Annotated in this window: 16 protein-coding genes; all 16 read left to right on the top strand. The window is 31.8% G+C overall.

Annotated features, from left to right (window positions below; genetic code table 11):
* Positions 1-249 precede the first annotated feature (249 nt).
* Positions 250-2328: a type IV secretory system conjugative DNA transfer family protein gene (locus BMW96_RS02800; RefSeq protein WP_157796057.1), complete on the top strand. Its 2079-nt coding sequence runs from the start codon at positions 250-252 to the stop codon at positions 2326-2328.
* Positions 2329-2385: 57 nt separating this feature from the next.
* Positions 2386-4008, top strand: a complete 1623-nt coding sequence (locus BMW96_RS02795; protein WP_092352279.1) for a hypothetical protein — start codon at positions 2386-2388, stop codon at positions 4006-4008.
* Positions 4008-5078, top strand: coding sequence for an immunoglobulin-like domain-containing protein (locus tag BMW96_RS02790; protein WP_092352277.1), 1071 nt, complete (start codon positions 4008-4010; stop codon positions 5076-5078). Before BMW96_RS02795 ends, BMW96_RS02790 begins: the two co-directional genes overlap by 1 nt.
* A gap of 179 nt (positions 5079-5257) precedes the next feature.
* Positions 5258-5398, top strand: a complete 141-nt coding sequence (locus BMW96_RS14025; RefSeq protein WP_157796056.1) for a hypothetical protein — start codon at positions 5258-5260, stop codon at positions 5396-5398.
* Between the two features lie 19 nt (positions 5399-5417).
* Positions 5418-5693 (top strand): hypothetical protein, encoded by a 276-nt coding sequence (locus BMW96_RS02785; RefSeq protein WP_092352275.1) that lies wholly within the window; start codon positions 5418-5420, stop codon positions 5691-5693.
* Between the two features lie 28 nt (positions 5694-5721).
* The gene (locus BMW96_RS02780) at positions 5722-6162 is read left to right on the top strand and encodes a hypothetical protein (RefSeq protein ID WP_092352273.1); all 441 of its coding nucleotides are present in this window, start codon (positions 5722-5724) and stop codon (positions 6160-6162) included.
* A 101-nt stretch (positions 6163-6263) separates the two neighbouring features.
* Positions 6264-6497: a hypothetical protein gene (locus BMW96_RS02775; RefSeq protein ID WP_092352271.1), complete on the top strand. Its 234-nt coding sequence runs from the start codon at positions 6264-6266 to the stop codon at positions 6495-6497.
* 57 nt (positions 6498-6554) lie between these two features.
* Complete coding sequence (locus BMW96_RS02770) at positions 6555-7460, top strand: ParA family protein (protein ID WP_092352268.1); 906 nt, start codon at positions 6555-6557, stop codon at positions 7458-7460.
* A gap of 1 nt (position 7461) precedes the next feature.
* Positions 7462-8046 carry a hypothetical protein gene (locus BMW96_RS02765; protein WP_092352266.1) on the top strand — a complete coding sequence of 195 codons (585 nt, stop codon included), beginning with the start codon at positions 7462-7464 and terminating at the stop codon, positions 8044-8046.
* A gap of 47 nt (positions 8047-8093) precedes the next feature.
* Complete coding sequence (locus BMW96_RS02760) at positions 8094-10139, top strand: DNA topoisomerase 3 (protein ID WP_092352324.1); 2046 nt, start codon at positions 8094-8096, stop codon at positions 10137-10139.
* A gap of 2 nt (positions 10140-10141) precedes the next feature.
* Positions 10142-10363, top strand: coding sequence for a hypothetical protein (locus BMW96_RS02755; protein WP_092352264.1), 222 nt, complete (start codon positions 10142-10144; stop codon positions 10361-10363).
* Positions 10364-10821: 458 nt separating this feature from the next.
* Positions 10822-12162, top strand: coding sequence for a hypothetical protein (locus BMW96_RS02745; protein ID WP_092352259.1), 1341 nt, complete (start codon positions 10822-10824; stop codon positions 12160-12162).
* Between the two features lie 396 nt (positions 12163-12558).
* Positions 12559-16179 carry a SpaA isopeptide-forming pilin-related protein gene (locus BMW96_RS02740; RefSeq protein ID WP_092352257.1) on the top strand — a complete coding sequence of 1207 codons (3621 nt, stop codon included), beginning with the start codon at positions 12559-12561 and terminating at the stop codon, positions 16177-16179.
* Positions 16180-16181: 2 nt separating this feature from the next.
* A complete protein-coding gene (locus BMW96_RS02735; RefSeq protein ID WP_092352255.1) occupies positions 16182-17996 on the top strand; it encodes an isopeptide-forming domain-containing fimbrial protein in 1815 nt (604 codons plus the stop codon).
* A complete protein-coding gene (locus tag BMW96_RS02730; protein ID WP_092352253.1) occupies positions 17996-18793 on the top strand; it encodes a class C sortase in 798 nt (265 codons plus the stop codon). Before BMW96_RS02735 ends, BMW96_RS02730 begins: the two co-directional genes overlap by 1 nt.
* Positions 18790-19689 carry a SpaA isopeptide-forming pilin-related protein gene (locus BMW96_RS02725; RefSeq protein ID WP_092352251.1) on the top strand — a complete coding sequence of 300 codons (900 nt, stop codon included), beginning with the start codon at positions 18790-18792 and terminating at the stop codon, positions 19687-19689. The genes BMW96_RS02730 and BMW96_RS02725 overlap by 4 nt, the downstream gene beginning before the upstream one ends.
* Positions 19690-19736: the final 47 nt, after the last annotated feature.

The raw sequence follows: 19736 nt of genomic DNA, 5'->3' as shown, positions 1-19736 counted from the left end.
TATGGAATAGGTGAAAGAAATGAGAAATAATGGAAAATTATAGTTTAATATTGAAAGGCAGTCGTGATGCCTGCTTTTTTGTATATGAGAGGAGTAGTTAAATGAATTGGATTGACGATACCAGTTAGTATGGAACTTGTTCCATCACAAAATTAAATAACTAAAGGCAGTCATAATGATTGTCTTTTTTTTGTTCTTGGAAGGAAATATTAGGATGGAGCTTGTTCCATCTTTACGAGGAGGAGAATGATGAAAAAATGGTCTAATATTATAATTGGTTTTTTCATGTCATTATTTACTATTTATTTTGTGGCTATAAACTTTGTAAATGTTGTTTATTTTCATAGGATGGCATGGACTTTGAATTTTGGATTATTATTTTTTAATGATCAAAGTTTTATTTTCTTTATATTAACTTTGATAGTAGTAATTGTTTGGAGCGAGATAGTTTTAAATAACTTTTTTGGAAAAAACAGAAAACGAAGATTAACTCATGATGAAAAAAGAAGAACATCTCACTTAGCTAAATTCAAAGAAATCAAACCTAATTTGATAAGGTTAAATTTTGATGATAATAATCTGGTGGAAACTTATTTTGATAGAGCTTTAATACGAAGAAATAAGAAGTATAAGTCTTTGCACAGTCTTGAGAAGTCTTTACAGCAAAATTTAAAGAATTTATTTAAAACAAACATTCCACCGAAAATACCAGTATTATCAAGGTATAACAAAAAGCATCCAGTTTTAAAAAAGTACAAGATTGGAGATAAAAGTACATACAAAAGAGCAGGACTGGTTTTTTCCGGAGGACATAATTATATGTATGTTGATCCAAATGATAGCCATACGTTAGTACTGGGTACTTCTAACTCTGGTAAGTCGTGGTCACTGGTACTGGAAATGCTTGAAGGGTGTCGTATGGCAGGCGAAAGTGTAGTAGTAAATGATCCCAAGGGAGAATTGGCAAAATACATGAAAGCAAAATTTGAAAACGATGGGTATCAGTGCTATATACTTAACTTCGTTGATCCGGAATATTCTAACGCATGGAATCCATTTGAAATGGCAATTCAGGAATGGATTAAAGCCGAGGAACTAATTAAGGATGATGCTTTGAAACAAATGAAAGATTATGAACAGGATGTAGCTAAATGTGAAATATTAGGTTTGCCTAAACCTAAGCGCCCAGAACCAATAAAAGCAGATTATTCCAAAGCAATAGAGATTGTTATGGATGTAGCAAATACGCTTTGTCTTGAGGCAAATCCAAAAGATCCAATTTGGACGGAAACGGCTAGAGATATGGTTGCTGGTGCAGCAATATTTTTAATGGAATGCGGTAAATTTGATTTAGTAAGCTTTACTAATATTAGAAAGCTGATAACTGAAGCATCAAAAATGATAACGCCTGATGATGCTGAAACATATGGTATTAGCATCTCTAAACAAACAAAACTAATGAGAGTTTATTTAGATAATTATAGAAATAATGATGCTGATTCAATCAAATTACTTGATAGTTATTTGAGCAGCACTGATAATACAGAATCATCATTCTTTTCGAGTTTCATAAACAAAATTAACTTAGTCACTCAAAACAAAGCTGTAGAAAAAGTGCTGGCTAGTAACGAAATTGATTTGAAAAGTTTTGGTGAGAAAAAGACTGCTGTCTTTCTGATTGTGCATGATGAAAAGAAAACATATTATCCTATTTCAACAATGTTTGTTAAACAGATATATGAGGCACTGATTAAATCTGCTCGTAATGAGGCAAATTTAAGATTAAAAGTACCGTTGAATATGATACTTGATGAATTTGGGAATATGCCACCTGTTAAAGACATTGATGCTATGTTGACTGCTGCTAGATCAAGAGGAATTAGAATAACTATGATTATACAGGACTTTCAGCAATTAAATAAACAGTATGGAAAAGAAATTGCTACAACTATCAAAGGAAACGTAATGAATACTGTTTACCTATTAGCTGGGGCGGATGATACCTTGGAAGAAATATCTAAAAGTGCTGGTACTGAAAAAGTTTGGAACAAAGATAAGAAACTGTATGAAGATGTTAGACTTTTTTCTAAAGATAGATTGAAACATTTTGAGATGGGTGAAGCGTTGTTTCTTTCTCAAAGGAGACATCCGTATTTTACAAATCTCCAGCCATATGATGCTTATAAATTTTATAAGGGCGGTTTAGAATCTAAGTTTGACTATATTGAGAAACCACCAATAAAATACTATGATCTGGCGGATGATTTCTTCAATATGGGTATTGAAAACTGGGCTAAAGATGATAGTGAAACAAACGTAATTGGTTAATAGGCATGGAACAAGTTCCATCTTTTTATTTAGACATAAAAAACAGGAGGAAGAAAAATGGTAACAAATGAAGAAAAAGAAAATTTAATTAACGAGGTAGTAAAAGAACTAGGAATTAAAAGTTCTAAAACATTTCCATCCAGAACAAATCCTATAGTACTTGATGATTGCAATTTGCTAAAAGGTAAAATTGAAGAAAATGCAAGAATAAATTTTGACGGCTTAATGCTTGATAATATTAGAATAGTAAAGGATAAAGAAGAAATTATAGCAGAAAACTGTACTTTTGTGGATTTTCAGTTTAGAGAATTTATATGTAGAAAAGCAGTGTTTATCAACTGTCGGTTTGTAGATTTTTCAATTGTAGGCGGGGCATATCCAAATATTACCTTCATTGCTTGTCAATTTGAGCGATTAAGTATAAGAAATGCGAGTATTTCCTCCTTAGTGGATTTAACAGGAATGAATATGATCAGATGCTCTTTTGATGATGGATGCAGAATCATAGGTGCAAACCTAAGTTCTTCACGCTGGCTAGAAACAGATATTAATGATTTAGAAATTATACGTGATGTAAACAGTCCTCAAAAATGTATTATAAATGATTATGTTGGTGATGATTTTAGAACTAAAAGTAAAGTTGATGAGGATGTTTCTGAAACGATTAAAAATGTTGATATAAATATGTTAGAAAAAGATTTCATAACTAGTAAAGTTTATGAAAATGAAGAAGTAGATATAAGAATGTTCGTGAATACTGATTTATTTAATTGTAAATTTATTAACTGTATCTTTGTTTCTGATGATTTTGAAAAAGCGGGGTTGATTAATTATGAAATGAGACTTTCAATCATAAAGACACAATTTTATAAATGTATATTTAGCTGCTCCTTAAAAGGAATTTTGTTTGACAGCTGTAAGTTTGAAAGTACAAAATTTGAAGGACATCTTACATATTGCACATTTGATACTTGTGAATTTGTCGATTCTGTTGTATCGGAATCAGCGGTTATTAGTCATACTAATTTTATTGACGGTATTTTAAATGATTTTGATTTAAACGCAGATGGTGAATTTCAAATAGCAGAAGAAATAAAAATTTGTCAAAGAGTGGATACGATTAAAAAAATTGAAGAAAAAGAGGATGAAATTGAAAAACTTGTCGAAGAAAAAAATGAAGCTTATGAGGAATGTAATAATCTAAAAAATAAAATAAGTGATATGACTGAGAAAGTTGAAGGCTTCGATAAAATACAGACAGAGCTTTTACAACTCAAAGAAGAAAAAACACTTTTAGTAAACGAACAAGAAATGAAAGAACAGGAGATAAATGATTTAAATGAAATGATTAAGAATATAAAGGCATCATATGAGGAACAGCTTGATGAGATTAGAAACATACAGCAGGCAGCATATAATGATAGTGAAAAAAGTAATTCTATTATTGATGAAAGCAGTATTTTAGTTCAAATTATTCAGCTTATCAAGGACAGAACAGAAGTATTAAATGAATTTATTTCACCAGAAGAATTGAATAATGAAACTGTTACTTATTTTTTAGCAAAACTTGAGGAAAAGGATAGAATGAATTTATTTACAAATGCTGCTGTTGAAAGAATGAAAATGGCAATGATAGATGTAGAAGGAACAAGTTCCATCTATCAAGAGGATGATGATTAATGCGAGATATTGATTATTATAAACAAATGGCGTTCGATCCACGTCAGATGCAGATAATAAGAGATGGATTAAAAGAAGGCTTGGACGTTGAATGGTATGCAAATACATCTTTTGATTATTTGCAGATGGAGGAAATTCTATTAGCACTGAAAGCTGGACTTGATAATGATTCAATGAATATGCTATGTGATCCAAGAATTCCTTATGATTCCATGAAACAAATGAGAGAGTCAATATTTGAACAGCTTGGTGTATATGAAAAGGCAGCGGAGGAAGTAAAAAAGAGAAAGCTTATCAGATATATTATCGTATCTATGACTATACTAGCTTCAGTAATTATCGGATCATTAATTTATATCAACAGACAAACTATAGGTTATTATTTTGAAGATATAACTTTAGAGTTAAAAGAAGATCATATTAAATTAGGATTATCAGAATCTTTTCTTGCAGGGGATTATATTAAAAAATATGATAAAAATTTAAAATTAACTTTACCGAAAGAAAAATGGTTTAATGAGATAGGTACTTATAAGGTAACTTATAAATTATCCAACAAAGTAAAAACTGTAACACAAGAAATGATAATTGATGTATATGATGATATACATCCAACAATAGAGCTGAATAATTCTACTGTAGAAGTAGATTATGGTTCAGTAATTGATGCGAAAAGTTATGTTGTTAAAGTTGGTGATAATGTTGATGGGGATTTAATTGATAAATTGGAAATTGATAATACTGTTGATACTAAGAGTGCTGGCACATATTTGATAAAATATCATGTAAAAGATAATGCAAATAATGAAGCAAGCGCTGAAATTACAGTTATTGTCAAAGATAAACCAGTACAGCAGACAACAAATAAAAGTAATGAAACTCCACAAAAAAACAGCAATAGTAGTAAAAAGGCTTCTAATGCAAGTAGTTATAATAAGTTTTTTGAGGGATACAGTATTGATTCTTATAATTCAGCATGTGATTACGCTGAAGGACTAAAAAATGCTGGTAAAATTTCTGGATATGAGGTAAATCCAACTGGAACAGGTGTACAGGTTACTTGTTATTAGGAAAGATGGAACTTGTTCCATCTTTTTTATTTGAAAATTGTTGGTCTAGGAACATTGCGTGATCTTCGATCAAAATCAAGGTAGTACAAGTCTCCACCTTGATTTTGATCGAAGATCACGCTCTGGTAGAAGATGAAGGGAGCAGCTCTTGAAAATAAAAATAGAAGGAGAAATTAAATATGAGCATTGATACATGTAAAGAGGAAGCATTTAAAGAATTTGATTCAACGTTTATAACATTATTAGAATTCAAAAAAGATAAAGATTATGAAATGATGAGATTTTACGGAGCGCAGCTACTAGGAAAATTTAAGAAATAGGATGAAGTGGTAAGAGAAATTGGAAAGAGATAAAGAACTAACAAAAGAAGAAATTAAGCAATACATATACGGATTATTAAAAGATGCGTGGAAAAATTCATATAATGCAAGTTCTTGTTTAAATAAGCTGCCAAAAAGAAACGATGAAGATTATGATCGTGAAATCGTTTGGTTTGTTATGAAATTTAAAAGGGCAATTCGAGTTAAAAGCAAAATAATTTACGCATTTCATACAGAAGAATTAATTGAATACTACTATCATCATCAAAATCATTATGATTTTAACAATATTTAAAACTAATTTAAGGAGGAAATAGATTTTTATGAAAAAAGCAGAACGTATTGAAAAATTTAACGAAGCAAAACAGGAGTATTATCAAATTATCAAAGATTTACCGGATTTAACTGGGAGTGAAAAACAGATTGTTTGGGCAACTGATATTAGAAAAGAAATTGTTGCGTGTTTAGATAAACAACTTGAAGGATATTTTGATGTGCGGAGATTAACATCATCAATTGTACAGCTGAAAATAGTGAATATTATGCTTGTCAAAGAACGTAGTGCAAAATTTTATATAGATAATAGATACATGTTGAAGAAAGGTATTGATATTGCATCTGAAAAATATGCATTTGAGTTTATAAAAGTTCCTGATGACTTTGATGGAGATTGCATTGATTATCTTACTAGTTTTGTAAGAGAAGGAATGGATATTGATGAAATTGAAAGAATGCTAAAAATCAAGAGATGGGGAGTAAAATAAATCAAAAGTCAAAGATGGAACCACATTGCTTTATGCTCGATTATGTGCCAGCAGAAAGTGAGGAGGCAATAAAAATAATATAAAGGAAGTGAGGAATATATATGCTAGCTGTATTTAAAATTATTAGATTTATCACAAAATTCTGTTGTTCAGTATTAATACTGTTGACAATTGCATTGCCATTTAAAATTAGTGAGACAGGAATAAGTGCTGAGTTGCTTTTTTCGTTCCTAGCAATTATTTGCTGGTATATTATTTTGTTTCCTATTCATTTATGGGCTAATCGTAAAATTGATGATATTCATCTGAAAGAAATGGCTAAGAGATTAAAATAAGTTTAAAAAATTTTAGATGGAACTTGTTCCATCAGAGTAAGAAAGAGGTAAGAAAAAATGAAAACAATTGGAATTATTAACGAAAAAGGTGGAGTAAGTAAAACAACTACAACTGTTAATTTAGCTTACGGATTAGCAAAAAAAGGTTTAAAGGTTCTTGTGTGTGATCTTGATCCGCAGGGGAATACAACAGGGACATTACTAAAGTTAAATGATGAAATTGATTTAAAAACTATAGATAAAATTAACAATGCTTTTAAAGATACAGACGGGGGAATTGAAGCAGCCACAAATATTATTGATGAATATACTGGTGCATCAGTATTTGAAAAAGATATTAGCCATGTTCTTTTGGATCATACAGTAACGAAAGAAACTGTAATCAATGTAGGAGATTATATTAATGTTACTGATGAGATATTTAGAAATATTTTTATTCTGCCATCAACATTTAATCTTTCAGAAGTGGATTTAAAATTGAAACAGCAAGGCAGATTTGTTGAACAAAAATTGAAGATGGCACTTGATCATGTTAGAAGTGAATATGATGTTGCATTGATTGATAATTCACCATATACAAATGCTCTAACATACAATACATTAAATGCCTGCTGCAATGAGGGGGATTTAATTATCATTCCAGCTAAAGTTGACAGTTATAGTATCGTAGGACTATCAAAGACAGTTCATATGATGCTAGATTGGCTTTCAGTTATGCCGTTAGGATTTGATTTTAAGATTCTCTTGACTATGGTAAACAGAAATAAAATTGAGAGAAGTGTTGTCGAAATGGTAAAGAATCTTTATAAGGAAAGATGCTTTAGTACAACTATTAGACATCAGGCTAAACCAATAACAGAAGCTTCATTAAATAAAGATGTTCTTTTAGCAGTATCAAATAGCCCAGTAGCACAAGATTATCAAATGCTTGTTGATGAAGTAATTGAAAAGGAGTTTAGATAAGATGGAACAAGTTCTATCTTATCCTAATAGTATCATGAAAAAATGTTCATTTGATAAAACTGAATCTGAATATATCAAAAACTGTTTACTTGAATTATCTGAAACAAAAAAAGTTGCAGGGGAAGATGTTAAATACTGGGTAAAATCTTTCACTGATACAGTCCATGCTAATAGATTCTATATTGACGTGATCTGTAATGGGGATTTATCTAAATACTATCAAAGATATTATAAAACTAAAAAGTATGTTGAACCACATTCGATTATCTATATTAATTTTGGATGCGGGTATCCCAAAGAACTTCGTTATGGTCATTTTGCATATGTGCATAAAGTAGCGAATGGAAAAGCACTAGTAATCCCGCTGGTTTCTTTAAAAAACAACGAAAGAAAATTAAAACAGCAGGAAGAAGAAATCGTTGTTATTAATCATGGCATGTTAACGCCGTCATTAATGAGATTTGATGAAATGAGATGGATCGATCTTCAGCGTATAAACGAAAGACATGATGTACCTGAAAAGATTCAAACACCAAGGGAAGTAATATTAAGAAAATTAAGAGATTATTTAGAATTGGTATACTAAGATGGAACTTGTTCCATCATGTGTAATAAAAACAGGAGGAAATTGGAATGAAACTGGTAATTGCTGAAAAGCCGTCAGTAGGACGAGATATTGCAAAGGTATTAGGTGCATTATCTAACAGTAATGGTTATTGTGAAGGAAATGGTTATATCTGCACTTGGGCGTTCGGGCATCTGGTTACTCTATATGACTGTGCTGATTATAAGGAAGAATGGAAAAGCTGGAAAAACATACCTGTTATACCAGCAGAGTTTAAAATTAAATTAAGTAAAAACAGTGGTATAAAAAAACAGATGTCTGTCATAAAAAAACTTATGAATAGGAACGATGTTACTTCTATCGTATGTGCAACAGATGCAGGTCGTGAAGGAGAACTTATTTTTAGACACATCTACAATTTTTTAAAGTGTAAAAAGCCAATAGAAAGACTTTGGATTAATTCAATGGTTGAGGAGGATATTAAAAAGGGATTTAACAATCTTGAAAATGGTAATTCACCTAAATACATTAACTTATATGAATGTGCATATGCCAGAGAAAAGGCAGACTGGCTAGTTGGTATGAATATGACAAGATGTTTCTCTAATATGCACTGTGCTTATGGTGAAAAACCATTGTCAATAGGTCGTGTTCAGACACCTACTTTAAAAATGATTGTTGATCGAGAAAAAGAGATCAAGAGCTTTGTGAAAAATTATTACTACAAAGCTCAGATAATTTATGATGATATTGTAGCTGAATATGATACTAAATTTGAAAACAAAGCTGAAGCTGAATTAATAGCTGAAGCTGTAGATGGAACAAATTCCATCATCCAGTCTGTAAAAAAAGAAACTAAAAGAAAAAAAGCACCAATGCTGTTTGATATTACTTCATTGCAAAAAGAATGCAACAAACACTTAGGATTAAATGCACAAAAAACGCTTGATATTGCTCAGTCGCTGTATGAAAAAAAACTTATAACATATCCTAGAACAGATTCTAAGTTCTTAAACGCATCAATGGAAAATGATACTCATGAATTGGCAGAGAGAATTTGTAACCAGAGGAATATTGATATTATTCTCAATCCTAAAGCGGTGATTGATGATACAAAAGTATCTGATCACCACGCTATTATTCCAACAGTTAAAACATTGAATAAGTTTTCTATAACTGAAGAAGAAAATAATGTACTTGAAATGATTATGCTGCGCTTCATTGTAGCAATGTCACCAGATATGTTGTATGAGCATATAACTGCAACAATAAAAGCAGGACAGTATATTTTCAAGGCTAATGCTAATTGTACTGTTAGTCATGGCTGGAAAGCTTTAGATTTTGAAGATGGAACAAGTTCCATATCTGATGATAAACTGAACAAAAACATTAATCTTTTCAGCTATAAAGAAAATAATGTTTGGAATAATGTAAAATCTAATGTAAATAGTATTGAAACAAAACCAAAGCAAAGATTTACTGACGATACTTTATTAACAGCTATGGAAAATGCCGGACTTAAAGATTTTAAAAACATTGATGGAATTGAGAGAGTGGGACTTGGTACTGGTGCTACTCGTGCAGCAATAATTGAGGTATTGCTGGATAGGGGTTATGTTGAACGAAAAAAGAAAAACCTTGTTCCTACTGAACGTGGAATCAAGCTTATTGATATCGTACCAAATGAAATTTCCGATGTTTCAATGACAATCAGCTGGGAAGAACAGATTGCTGAGATAAAAAATGGCAATGTTAAATCCGATGTGTTTGTTAAGCATATAGAAGATTATGTTTGTGATGTTATTAAAAATAATTATAAACAAAAGGATTCAGTAGTTAGGAAAGAACTTGAGAAAACAGGAAATATATGTCCTGAATGTGGCAGTGCCTTAGTTATTAGACAAGGAAAATATGGTGCATTTGAAGGATGTTCAAACTATCCTAAATGCAAATATATTAAAAAGAAAGAAAAAGATCAGCAGCCTGCTGTTAAAACAAAAGGGATATGTCCTGAGTGTGGTAGTGCTTTAATAGAAAAAAAAGGGCGTTTCGGCAGTTTTATAGGTTGCTCAAATTATCCTAAATGTAAGTACATTAAGAAAGGCAATAAGTAGTTATGTTAAAGGATAATGGTGAACATGGAACTAGTTCCATCCTGAATACTGAACTTGTTTCTGTAGAAGTAAGGAATGGAAAAGGAAAATCTTATTATGCAAAAGATAAACTTGAAGGGCTGGGACTCAAGTATAGAAGAACCGGAAAATATGCAGGACACTGGGAAGGCAACGTCAATAAAATTACTATTGATGAATTGACTTCATTATGTAAAAAAGTATAAATTAAATATGCTTGTTATAGTAACAATTGATCACCTTTTACCAATACAAAAGGTAAAACGGAACAAAGATAGGAATGTATATAAATACATATTAAAAAAAGGAGGAATTAAAAATATAAATGACCCTAGAAATCTTGTTGCTGCGTGTGATACCTGTAACAAGAAAAAGGGATCAAAAGGAGGATGGTGGATAGCTTTGGGACTGATAGGAAGGTATCCTGTATTCTGGATGATTAGTGATTCTTTGCTTTTCATTGCCCTTATCATTCTTCTTGCTAGGATTTTTTGAAAGTAGCAATAACGGAACAAGTTCCATGATGAAAAGTTTATAAAAAAATAGGGACATTTTTCTAAAATAAACATGTTATAATGTTATTATCGAAAAGTGTTTAAAAAATAACAGTGATGGAACAAGTTCCATCATGATATAAATGATCTAATTAATTTGGAGGGAAATTATGAATAAATTAAATTTAAATTTGAACAGTTTATTAAATACAAAGAAAAAGAAAATCATTGCTGGAGTGACTGCTGGTGTGTTGATTCTTGGCGGTATTGGTAGTTATGCTTTATCTATTGGAAACGAAAGAGATTTGATTTTAACAAAAAATCACATTGATGCTGAATTAGGGCAAATCGTTTCGACTGATGTCGTAGATTACTTAAATTATCAAAAAGTAAGTACAGAAAAAGCGGGATATATTGTTAAAAACGCAAAATCAACTAACAATTTCAAATACGCTACTGTAGAAACAAAGGATGAAAACGCTAATGTTGTGTCTAAAGAAGAAAAGGATTATCCACGAGTAGGAGAATATGAAATCAATTTCTCTTATAAAGAAGAAAAAGAAACAGTTAAAGTAACTGTTAAAGATACTACTAAACCAGAAATTACAGCACCAGATGTAATTGATATAATCCAGTACACTGATTTATCTACTTTCAACTTTGATCAGTTACTACAAGTAACGGATTACAGTGATGTAAAAGACTGGCAAATTGATACTAGTAAAGTTGATGTCAACACATTGGGAACGTATAATTTAAAAATTTCTATCAGTGATGTTGAAAAAAACAAAGCTGAAAAAGAAATGAAAATCAATGTTGTTGAAGCACCAATTGTAGCTGAAGGTGAAGTAGCAGTAACTGAAATCGTAACTGATGAAAACGGAAACAAGAAAACTGTTGTAACTAAGAAATCAAGCAGTGAAGTAAGTGCTAAAGATAATGTAACAACTGGAAAACCTGTAGAAAATACAGGCAAAGTAGAAAGCGGTTCAGGAAACAGTGCAACTAAACCGTCTACGCCTAGCGGATCAACTGGTGGAAATACAGGAAATAACGGTGGAAACAGTAATAGCGGAAACACAGGAGATAATAAACCTGCCCATTCACACAGCTGGGAAGCGGTGACAAAAATAGTACATCACGAAGCAGAAACTAAAACGGTTCATCATGATGCTGTAACAAAAACAGAAACAGTTACTGTTGTTGATAAGGAAGCTTGGGATGAACCAATTTATGAAGGTCATGTATTTTGCTTGAAATGTAATAAAGATTTTGGTGCTGGTGATAATGCTGTAGAAAAGTGGGCTGAACACGCTGACTCATGTGGTGGTAGATATACTATCAAAAAAGTTCAAATAGGAACAAAACATCATGATGCTGTTACTCATCAAGAGGAAAGAACAGTAGTAATTAAAGAAGCATGGGATGAAACTGTAGTCGTAAAACCAGCTTGGGATGAAACAGTTACAACTGGTTACAAGTGCAGCTGCGGTGAAACAAAAAAGAAATAGTAATATTAAGATGGAACTAGTTCCATCTTCCTTTAAAAAAATGGGGACATTTTTTTAAAATAGATGTGTTATAATATTATCATAGAGATAACTCTAAAAGAGGTATGGAACTTGTTCCATCACAAAATTAAATAACAAAAGACAGTCGTAATGATTGTCTTTTTTTATTGGAAAGGAATTGAAAAAATGAAAAAAGTTTATATATGGATGTTTCATTTATGAGCAGTCTTGTGACTGCTCATTGTTATTTTGCTGGTTGATCAATTTGCTTGATCGTAATACCAATTTTAAAGAAGTATGGTGATGCTGGCTTATAAAAAATAAATATTATATAGAAATAATTCTTAAGCTTCAACTTGCATCACAAAAAATTTTTTAAAGAAAGGAATTAACGAAATGAAAAAAATAAGTTCGTTCTTATTGTCTCTATTGTTGGTTTTTGGAATATTTGCAGGTGATATGTCATTTGTCAGTGCAACAAATACTGAACTGATTACTGCAGTTTCTGAAAAAACAGAAATAGAGATAGATGAAAAAACTGATTTAAAAGCTGAGGTAACTTTGTCTGAAGATTCAAAAAATGTTTCATACAGCTGGATAAGTGATAATGAAGCTGTTGCAACTGTTTCCAGTAAAGAAAATACTGCAACTGTTATTGGAACTGGAGCAGGTAATGCTAAGATCACTGTGACAATCAGCTATACTGTTGAAGGCTCTGAGTCTCCTGTTATTGCTTCAGCACAAATAGTGATTACAGTTATAGATAAGAAAAAGGATGCTGTTAAGGCTAAACAGAAAATTGAAGTGGATAAATCAGAAGATATTTTAGATCCTGTAACTGCTGACTATATCAAAAAGAATATTAATACTGATTACGCTAAGGCGGATATGATGCGTCTTGATCAGGTGCTGGTAGTAAAAAATACTTTGGTTGATGCAAAAAGGATTGGTGATAATGAAACGATTAACAGCTTCTTTTTAAGAAAGGATACTGGTGACTTGTTTATTACAACTGTTCCTGCTCATGTCGCCCTATACAATACCGATGAAAGCAGTGACTATTATGTTGGGCTTGCAGATACTATGTTTAATGATAAAACTGCTGAGGTTAAAGACTGGATCTTTGCTTTCAATAATAATAATGGTGAAGTAATTAAAAAAGGCTGTTATTTTGATAAGGATACAGGTATTGCTTATATTTCCAAAGATCTTTTTGGTAATATTGCAGGCAATGTACAGGTACAGTTTTTACAGGCAGTATCTCAGTCAGTTAAAAAACTGTCTTCTAATGTACAGTATTCAGTTACCGATGATGGCAGTACTGTAAAAGTAGGCAGTGGTAAAGTTGGTGGTTTTAACTTTGAAACTAGTGTAAAAACTGAAAAAGGACTGAAAAAGTCTGAACTGATGGTATCTGTCAATGGTCTGCCTGTTGAAGATTTTAAGTATGATTCTAAAACTGGTTTAGTAACTGTTGAACAGTCTTCTACAGCTGTACAGTCAGTGAATGTAGAGGTTGATGAAGAATCAGTTATTAAAAAACTGGCTGATAAATTCTTTAATATTGCAGATGTACATGCAGTTTCAATGAACCAGATGGGATGTGCAGGTACGATTGATGTACCAGATGGTGTAGGAGTTGGCTGGAAAGGAGAAGTTTCTTTGTTCAAAGCCTATGCAAGTGATTGGAAAAATCCCACTTTACCAGCATATGGTTTAGGCGGAGATGAAGCTGGTTTGATGAATTTGATCTATCATGGCGGTGGTTTAGATTACAGCAGGCTTAATTCACAAAGTACACAAATGTGTTTAGGGGTATGGCTTCAAGGTGGAATTGATACTACTACAGGTATTGCTCATCCAAATTTCTGGAACTGGTCGACAGAAGGAATTTCAGGAGCTACACAAATAGACGGATGGTTAAGACTGCAGTGTACTCATCTTTCCAACCCTGATACAGGAAAAGGGGGTGAGTGGAAGGATGAAATGATTAATGTCAGAGTGTTAGATGAAACAGCCAGTGAGATCGTAATTGGGTTCTTAACTAAACGGGTAAATTCACAGTCAGGAGCAAGTATCGTTAAGTTTAGAAAAAGACCTAAAAAAGGCAATCTAAGCATTACTAAGGTTAATGGCAACTCATCATTAACTGGTGGTAATGACTGCTACTCTTTGGCAGATGCAGAATATCAGCTTCGTGATGAAAATGGCAGTACAGTCGCAACACTGATTACCGATGTAAACGGTAATGCTTATGCCAGTGACATTATTGCTGGTAATTATATATTAGTAGAAACTAAAGCATCACCAGGATTTGAGCTTAATCCTGAACATACATCTGTAACTATTAATGCAGGACAGACTACTACCCTAAATGGTGTAGGGTGTTTAGTTGAACAGCCAGCAAATGACCCAGTTGCTATTCAGATCACTAAAGCTGATATGGATTCTGGTGAAAGCAATCCTCAAGGAAATGCTTCGTTGGAAGGTGCTGAATTTACAGTAAAATACTATAATGCATTATATGATAAGCATAGTGATCTCCCAGAACAGGCGACAAGAACATGGGTATTAAAAACTAAGAAGCAAACAAATGGAACATATAAAGCGTTAATGTTGGACAGTTATAAAGTTAGTGGAGATGATTTCTATAGAGAATATGGGATAGTAACATTGCCAATAGGAACAATCACTGTTCAGGAAACAAAAGCACCTAACGGATACTTATTAGATGGTGCTACACTAGTTGATGGAAATGGAAGTACTGAAAATATTGATAACGGTATCTATTTGACACAAATTATACAAAATGATATTAATGGTTCTGCTCAAGTTACCACTGGAAATTTTCCAATTGTTAAAGATGAGGTAAAAAAACATCATATTGAAATCGAAAAAGTTGCTCTGGATCAGGAAGGCAACACTGCTCCATTAAATGGTGCTGAATTTACTATTAAATTAAAAAGTGATGTATCTGAAAATGGATGGGATAATGCAGAAATATACGATATTGTAACTACTGCAAATATTGATGGAAAAGACGGACAGGCAGTTACTAAGGACCTGCCTTTCGGTACCTACATCTTACGTGAAACTGGTACACCATCAGGTTATGTAAAAGCTGATGATATTGAATTCACTATTGATAAAGATGTTAGTGAAACTACTAAAGTACAGCATATTACTGTAACTGATAAAGAAACACATATTAGATTGTATAAATATGATGTAGAAACTAAAGCTCCTTTAAGGGAAACTGAATATATGATTTTTAACGAAACTACAAATCAGGAAGTTGGTCGCTACAAAACAAATGATGAAGGTATTATTGATTTGTACAAACTTGCTGGTGGAAACAGCTATTACGTACAGGAAGTTACAGCTCCTAATGGATATGAAATCAATGATACAAAATTCTATTTTGATATTGACAGTAATGGTTTTGTGAAAGTATCTGATAAAAACAGTGATGATAATAAAGATATGTTTACTATCAATGATAAAGGCGATATGACTATTTCATTAAGTAATAAATTGAGATGGTTTAAGCTTGATATTGTTAAAATGAATGATGTAAGTAAAAGATTGGAAGGTGCTGAATTCACTCTGTTTAAAGATGTTGATTGCACTAAAGAAGTGATGAAGGGAATGACAGATCAAGATGGAAACTTACGTTTCGATAAAGTAGAAGTTGGTACTTACTACTTAAAAGAAACGAAAGCTCCTACAGGGTATCGTAAATTACTAGATCCAATCAAAGTAGAATTTAAATGTATTGATGGCGTACATACGTTCTTAGTCAACGATGTACCTATCAAAGATACAATAGGAAATTACAATATGACGATTGAAAATGACTGGTATGTTGGTCATATGACAATTTTTAATAAAAGAGGTTCAAAGTTACCAGCAACAGGCTCATCAGGAACTATGTTATTAGCTGGTGCAGGAATATGTATGTGTTTAATTGGAATTAATCAAAAAAGAAAAAATAATAAGAATAAAGGGGAAGAATAAAAATGAATAATAAAATAAAAAAATCAATTGTTGGATTGTTAGCTGTATCAACAGCTTTTTCTGGAGCATTAGCAACTGCTACTTTAGTTGCTCCAAATAGTAATTTAATTACTTCTGTAAGTGCTAAAGAACAAGGTTGCATTACTATCAATGCAAACATTGGGGATAATGGCGAAGTACAGTCTTTAGCAGGAAAGAAATTTAATGTTTACCGCATCTTTGATGCTGAAAATTCAGTAGGAATGGAAAGTATCAATTATACAATGAATCCTGCATATGAAAAATCTTTAAAGAAAGTAACTGGAAAAAATACTGAGTACAGCATAATTGACTACATTCAAACAATGAATAATAATACAGTAATCAATAATGTAGAAGCACCGCAGTTAAATGAAAGTCGATATTCTAATTTTAGATATTTTATCGAAAGTTTAAGAAATATGCTTGTTGCAGATAAAGCAGAGCCGACACAGGTTGTAACAGTTCCTGCATCTGCAAAAGAAAGTTATACATTAGATGTACCATTTGGATGGTATGTCATAGATGAAATTACTAATGTAGCTGGAGAACACAGTGCATCATCTTTATGTATGGTCAATACTGCAAATCCAAACGTATTTATCAATATTAAATCAGATTTTCCTGTTATCCAAAAACAGATCAGAGAAGATGATTTAAGAACAAGTATTGGAAAAGATCATGATGGATGGAATGATGTTGCTGATTTCGAAATCGGACAAACTGTTCCTTACCGCTATTTAACATATGCACCAAATATGAATGGATATGATAGTTATTATTTTGCGCTTCATGATAAGATGGATGAAGAATTAACATTCAATTCTGATTCTGTTACTGTAAAGATTGCTGATAAAACATTAGTTAAAGATACCGATTATAAAGTTGTAACAACAGGTATACCAGTTGATGAAACTTTTCAAATCCAAATTATGGATTTGAAAGCAACTATAAATAAATATTTCTTTAAGGAATATGAAGGTGCTAATCCTGAAATGGAGAAATATTATGGACAAGAAATTTTAATAGAATACAATGCAACATTAAATGAAAAAGCGACAGATGATGTTGGTAGACCAGGTTTTGAAAATGATGTCAAATTAGAATATTCTAATAATCCTGATTCTGATGGTATTGGGCAAACTGGTGAAACACCTTGGGATACAGTAGTTTGCTTTACATTTAGAATGGATGGAGTAAAGGTAAATGATCAGACACCAGAAAGACCATTAGAAGGTGCTAAATTTAGATTGTATAGCGACAGCTTATGCACAAAAGAAGTTTATGTAAAAAAGGCAGATAATGGAGATGATTATATAGTAATCAACAGAGACAGTGTTACAGATGGTGAAGTGCCAGCTGAAGCGGTAGAAATGGTTTCTGATGCTGATGGGTTATTTAATATCGTTGGACTTGATAGTCAGACATATTACTTAAAGGAAACCAAAGCCCCTGCTGGGTACAGATTATTAAAAGATCCAATTAAAATTAATATCAAAGCTACATACAGTGAAGATAACCGTGTGAACTATACTAAAGGTGACGGTGCAACTAATAAGACATTACAGAAATTAGAAGCAACTGCTCAGTTTAAAGAATTCTATACAGGTGAATACAGTGAGTATGTAAATAATCTAACTACTGATTTAGAAAAAGGTTCATTAAATATTAAGGTTGTAAATAAGGTTGGTTCAAAGTTGCCAGCTACTGGTTCTGCAATGACAGTAATGCTAGCTGGTACAGGTACTGCAATGATGTTAACTGCTTTAATTAAAAGAAAAAAAGAAGCTGAAAAATAATGAAATTAAAAAAACTTCTTAGAAAAGATATTTTTATTTTTACAATAGGATTAGCTTTAATATGCTACCCTATTGTTTCTAATTATTTTAAATCTATTGATACTTCTAAGCTAATTTCTACTTATGATAATAAAGTTACTATATTAACTGAAAATCAAAAAGAAAAAATGCTGGAAGAGGCAAAAGAATGGAATAATAACCTGTATTTACAGCAAAGAGGAATAGCTGTTGAAAATAATACTAGTTATGAAGATGTTTTAGATATCGGTAATGGTGTGATTGGAACAATTGAAATACCTCAAATAGATGTAAATATTCCAGTTTATCATGGTACTAGTGATAGTGTTTTAAATACTGGTGCTGGTCATGTGGAAGATTCCTCTTTACCTTTAGGTGGTAATAATACTCATACAGTTATAACTGGGCACAGCGGTCTGCCATCAAATAAATTATTTACAAGGCTGGATGAATTAGAAAAAAATGATAAATTTTATATTTATATACTTGATGAAGTTCTTGCATATGAAATAGATAAAATTGAAATAGTATTGCCTGAAAAAGCAGACTATACAATTGAAGATGGTAAAGACCTTGCAACCCTTGTAACATGTACTCCTTATGGTATTAACACACATAGACTGCTGGTAACAGGTCATCGTATTCAATATGATCAGGGTGTAAAAGATGCAATAAGAAAGAGTCTGCCATCCTCGCACGAACTTATCATTTATACAATACCGTTATTATTTGTTGTTTTAGGAATTATAATTTTCAGAAAGAAAGGAGCAAAAAAATGATCAAAAAATTTATGGTTTTCGCTGTTACATTATTAAGTACAGTTGGAATTATAAGTACTGTAAGTACAGTAGATGCATATAGCGAAATTGGATCGATAACAGTTGCACTAGAAGACGGTGTCGCTGGCACATCAACAGAAGGTGTTAAATTTGAATTAATTCAAGTTGGAAATGTTGTTGACGGACTGTATGAATATACAGAAGATTTCTCAGATGAAAAAACTGATTTAAATAAAGTTGAAAAAGCTGACGAAATGGAAGAACTAGCAATCAGATTAAATAAAATTGCAAATGAAAATAAAATTACTGGTATATCAGATATAACCGATAATACTGGTAAAATTGTTTTTAAAGAATTAAAGGTAGGTATCTATTTATTAAGAGTAACTGATTACAATGAATATGAATATGTTGAACCAACTTTAATTAGTATTCCAACATATGATGAAGATGTTCAGAATTCAATGAATTTTGATGTTACAGTTATTCCTAAACATACCCCTTTTAAGGTATCGGTATCTAAACAGGATATAACTACTTCAAAAGAGTTGCCTGGAGCGCATTTAAGTCTTGAAGATATCACTACTGGTAAAACCGTGCCAGTAGAAGAATGGATTTCTACAGATGTTCCTCATATGATGAAAACTCTGTATGCAAATCATGTATATCGACTTACAGAAACGATTGCACCAAAAGGATACAAGATAGCTCAATCAATTCAATTTAAGGTTGAAGAAACAGGCAAAATTCAAGAAGTAATCATGTATGATGAACTGTTGCCTAAAAAGGTAAAAACAGGAGATAACACTGATATTGCAATGTACTGTTGTTTAGGCGGTTTATCTTTTGTACTTATCGGACTTGCTGTATTTAAGAAAAGAAAAAGTGAAAATTAATGAAGCAAAGATAGATATGGATTTTTTACATGCATAAAAGGTGGAAC

The organism is Thomasclavelia cocleata, from assembly GCF_900102365.1.
Taxonomy (GTDB): domain Bacteria; phylum Bacillota_I; class Bacilli_A; order Erysipelotrichales; family Coprobacillaceae; genus Thomasclavelia; species Thomasclavelia cocleata.
The sequence above is the reverse complement of the archived record's forward strand: the minus strand, read 5'-3'. Positions and strand labels throughout refer to the sequence as shown.

Bases quoted from the DNA above. Each gene is read 5' to 3' on its own strand.
- BMW96_RS02800 (WP_157796057.1), top strand. From the start codon at position 250: ATGAAAAAATGGTCTAATATTATAATTGGTTTTTTCATGTCATTATTT.
- BMW96_RS02795 (WP_092352279.1), top strand. From the start codon at position 2,386: ATGGTAACAAATGAAGAAAAAGAAAATTTAATTAACGAGGTAGTAAAA.
- BMW96_RS02790 (WP_092352277.1), top strand. From the start codon at position 4,008: ATGCGAGATATTGATTATTATAAACAAATGGCGTTCGATCCACGTCAG.
- BMW96_RS14025 (WP_157796056.1), top strand. From the start codon at position 5,258: ATGAGCATTGATACATGTAAAGAGGAAGCATTTAAAGAATTTGATTCA.
- BMW96_RS02780 (WP_092352273.1), top strand. From the start codon at position 5,722: ATGAAAAAAGCAGAACGTATTGAAAAATTTAACGAAGCAAAACAGGAG.
- BMW96_RS02775 (WP_092352271.1), top strand. From the start codon at position 6,264: ATGCTAGCTGTATTTAAAATTATTAGATTTATCACAAAATTCTGTTGT.
- BMW96_RS02770 (WP_092352268.1), top strand. From the start codon at position 6,555: ATGAAAACAATTGGAATTATTAACGAAAAAGGTGGAGTAAGTAAAACA.
- BMW96_RS02765 (WP_092352266.1), top strand. From the start codon at position 7,462: ATGGAACAAGTTCTATCTTATCCTAATAGTATCATGAAAAAATGTTCA.
- BMW96_RS02760 (WP_092352324.1), top strand. From the start codon at position 8,094: ATGAAACTGGTAATTGCTGAAAAGCCGTCAGTAGGACGAGATATTGCA.
- BMW96_RS02755 (WP_092352264.1), top strand. From the start codon at position 10,142: ATGTTAAAGGATAATGGTGAACATGGAACTAGTTCCATCCTGAATACT.
- BMW96_RS02745 (WP_092352259.1), top strand. From the start codon at position 10,822: ATGAATAAATTAAATTTAAATTTGAACAGTTTATTAAATACAAAGAAA.
- BMW96_RS02740 (WP_092352257.1), top strand. From the start codon at position 12,559: ATGAAAAAAATAAGTTCGTTCTTATTGTCTCTATTGTTGGTTTTTGGA.
- BMW96_RS02735 (WP_092352255.1), top strand. From the start codon at position 16,182: ATGAATAATAAAATAAAAAAATCAATTGTTGGATTGTTAGCTGTATCA.
- BMW96_RS02730 (WP_092352253.1), top strand. From the start codon at position 17,996: ATGAAATTAAAAAAACTTCTTAGAAAAGATATTTTTATTTTTACAATA.
- BMW96_RS02725 (WP_092352251.1), top strand. From the start codon at position 18,790: ATGATCAAAAAATTTATGGTTTTCGCTGTTACATTATTAAGTACAGTT.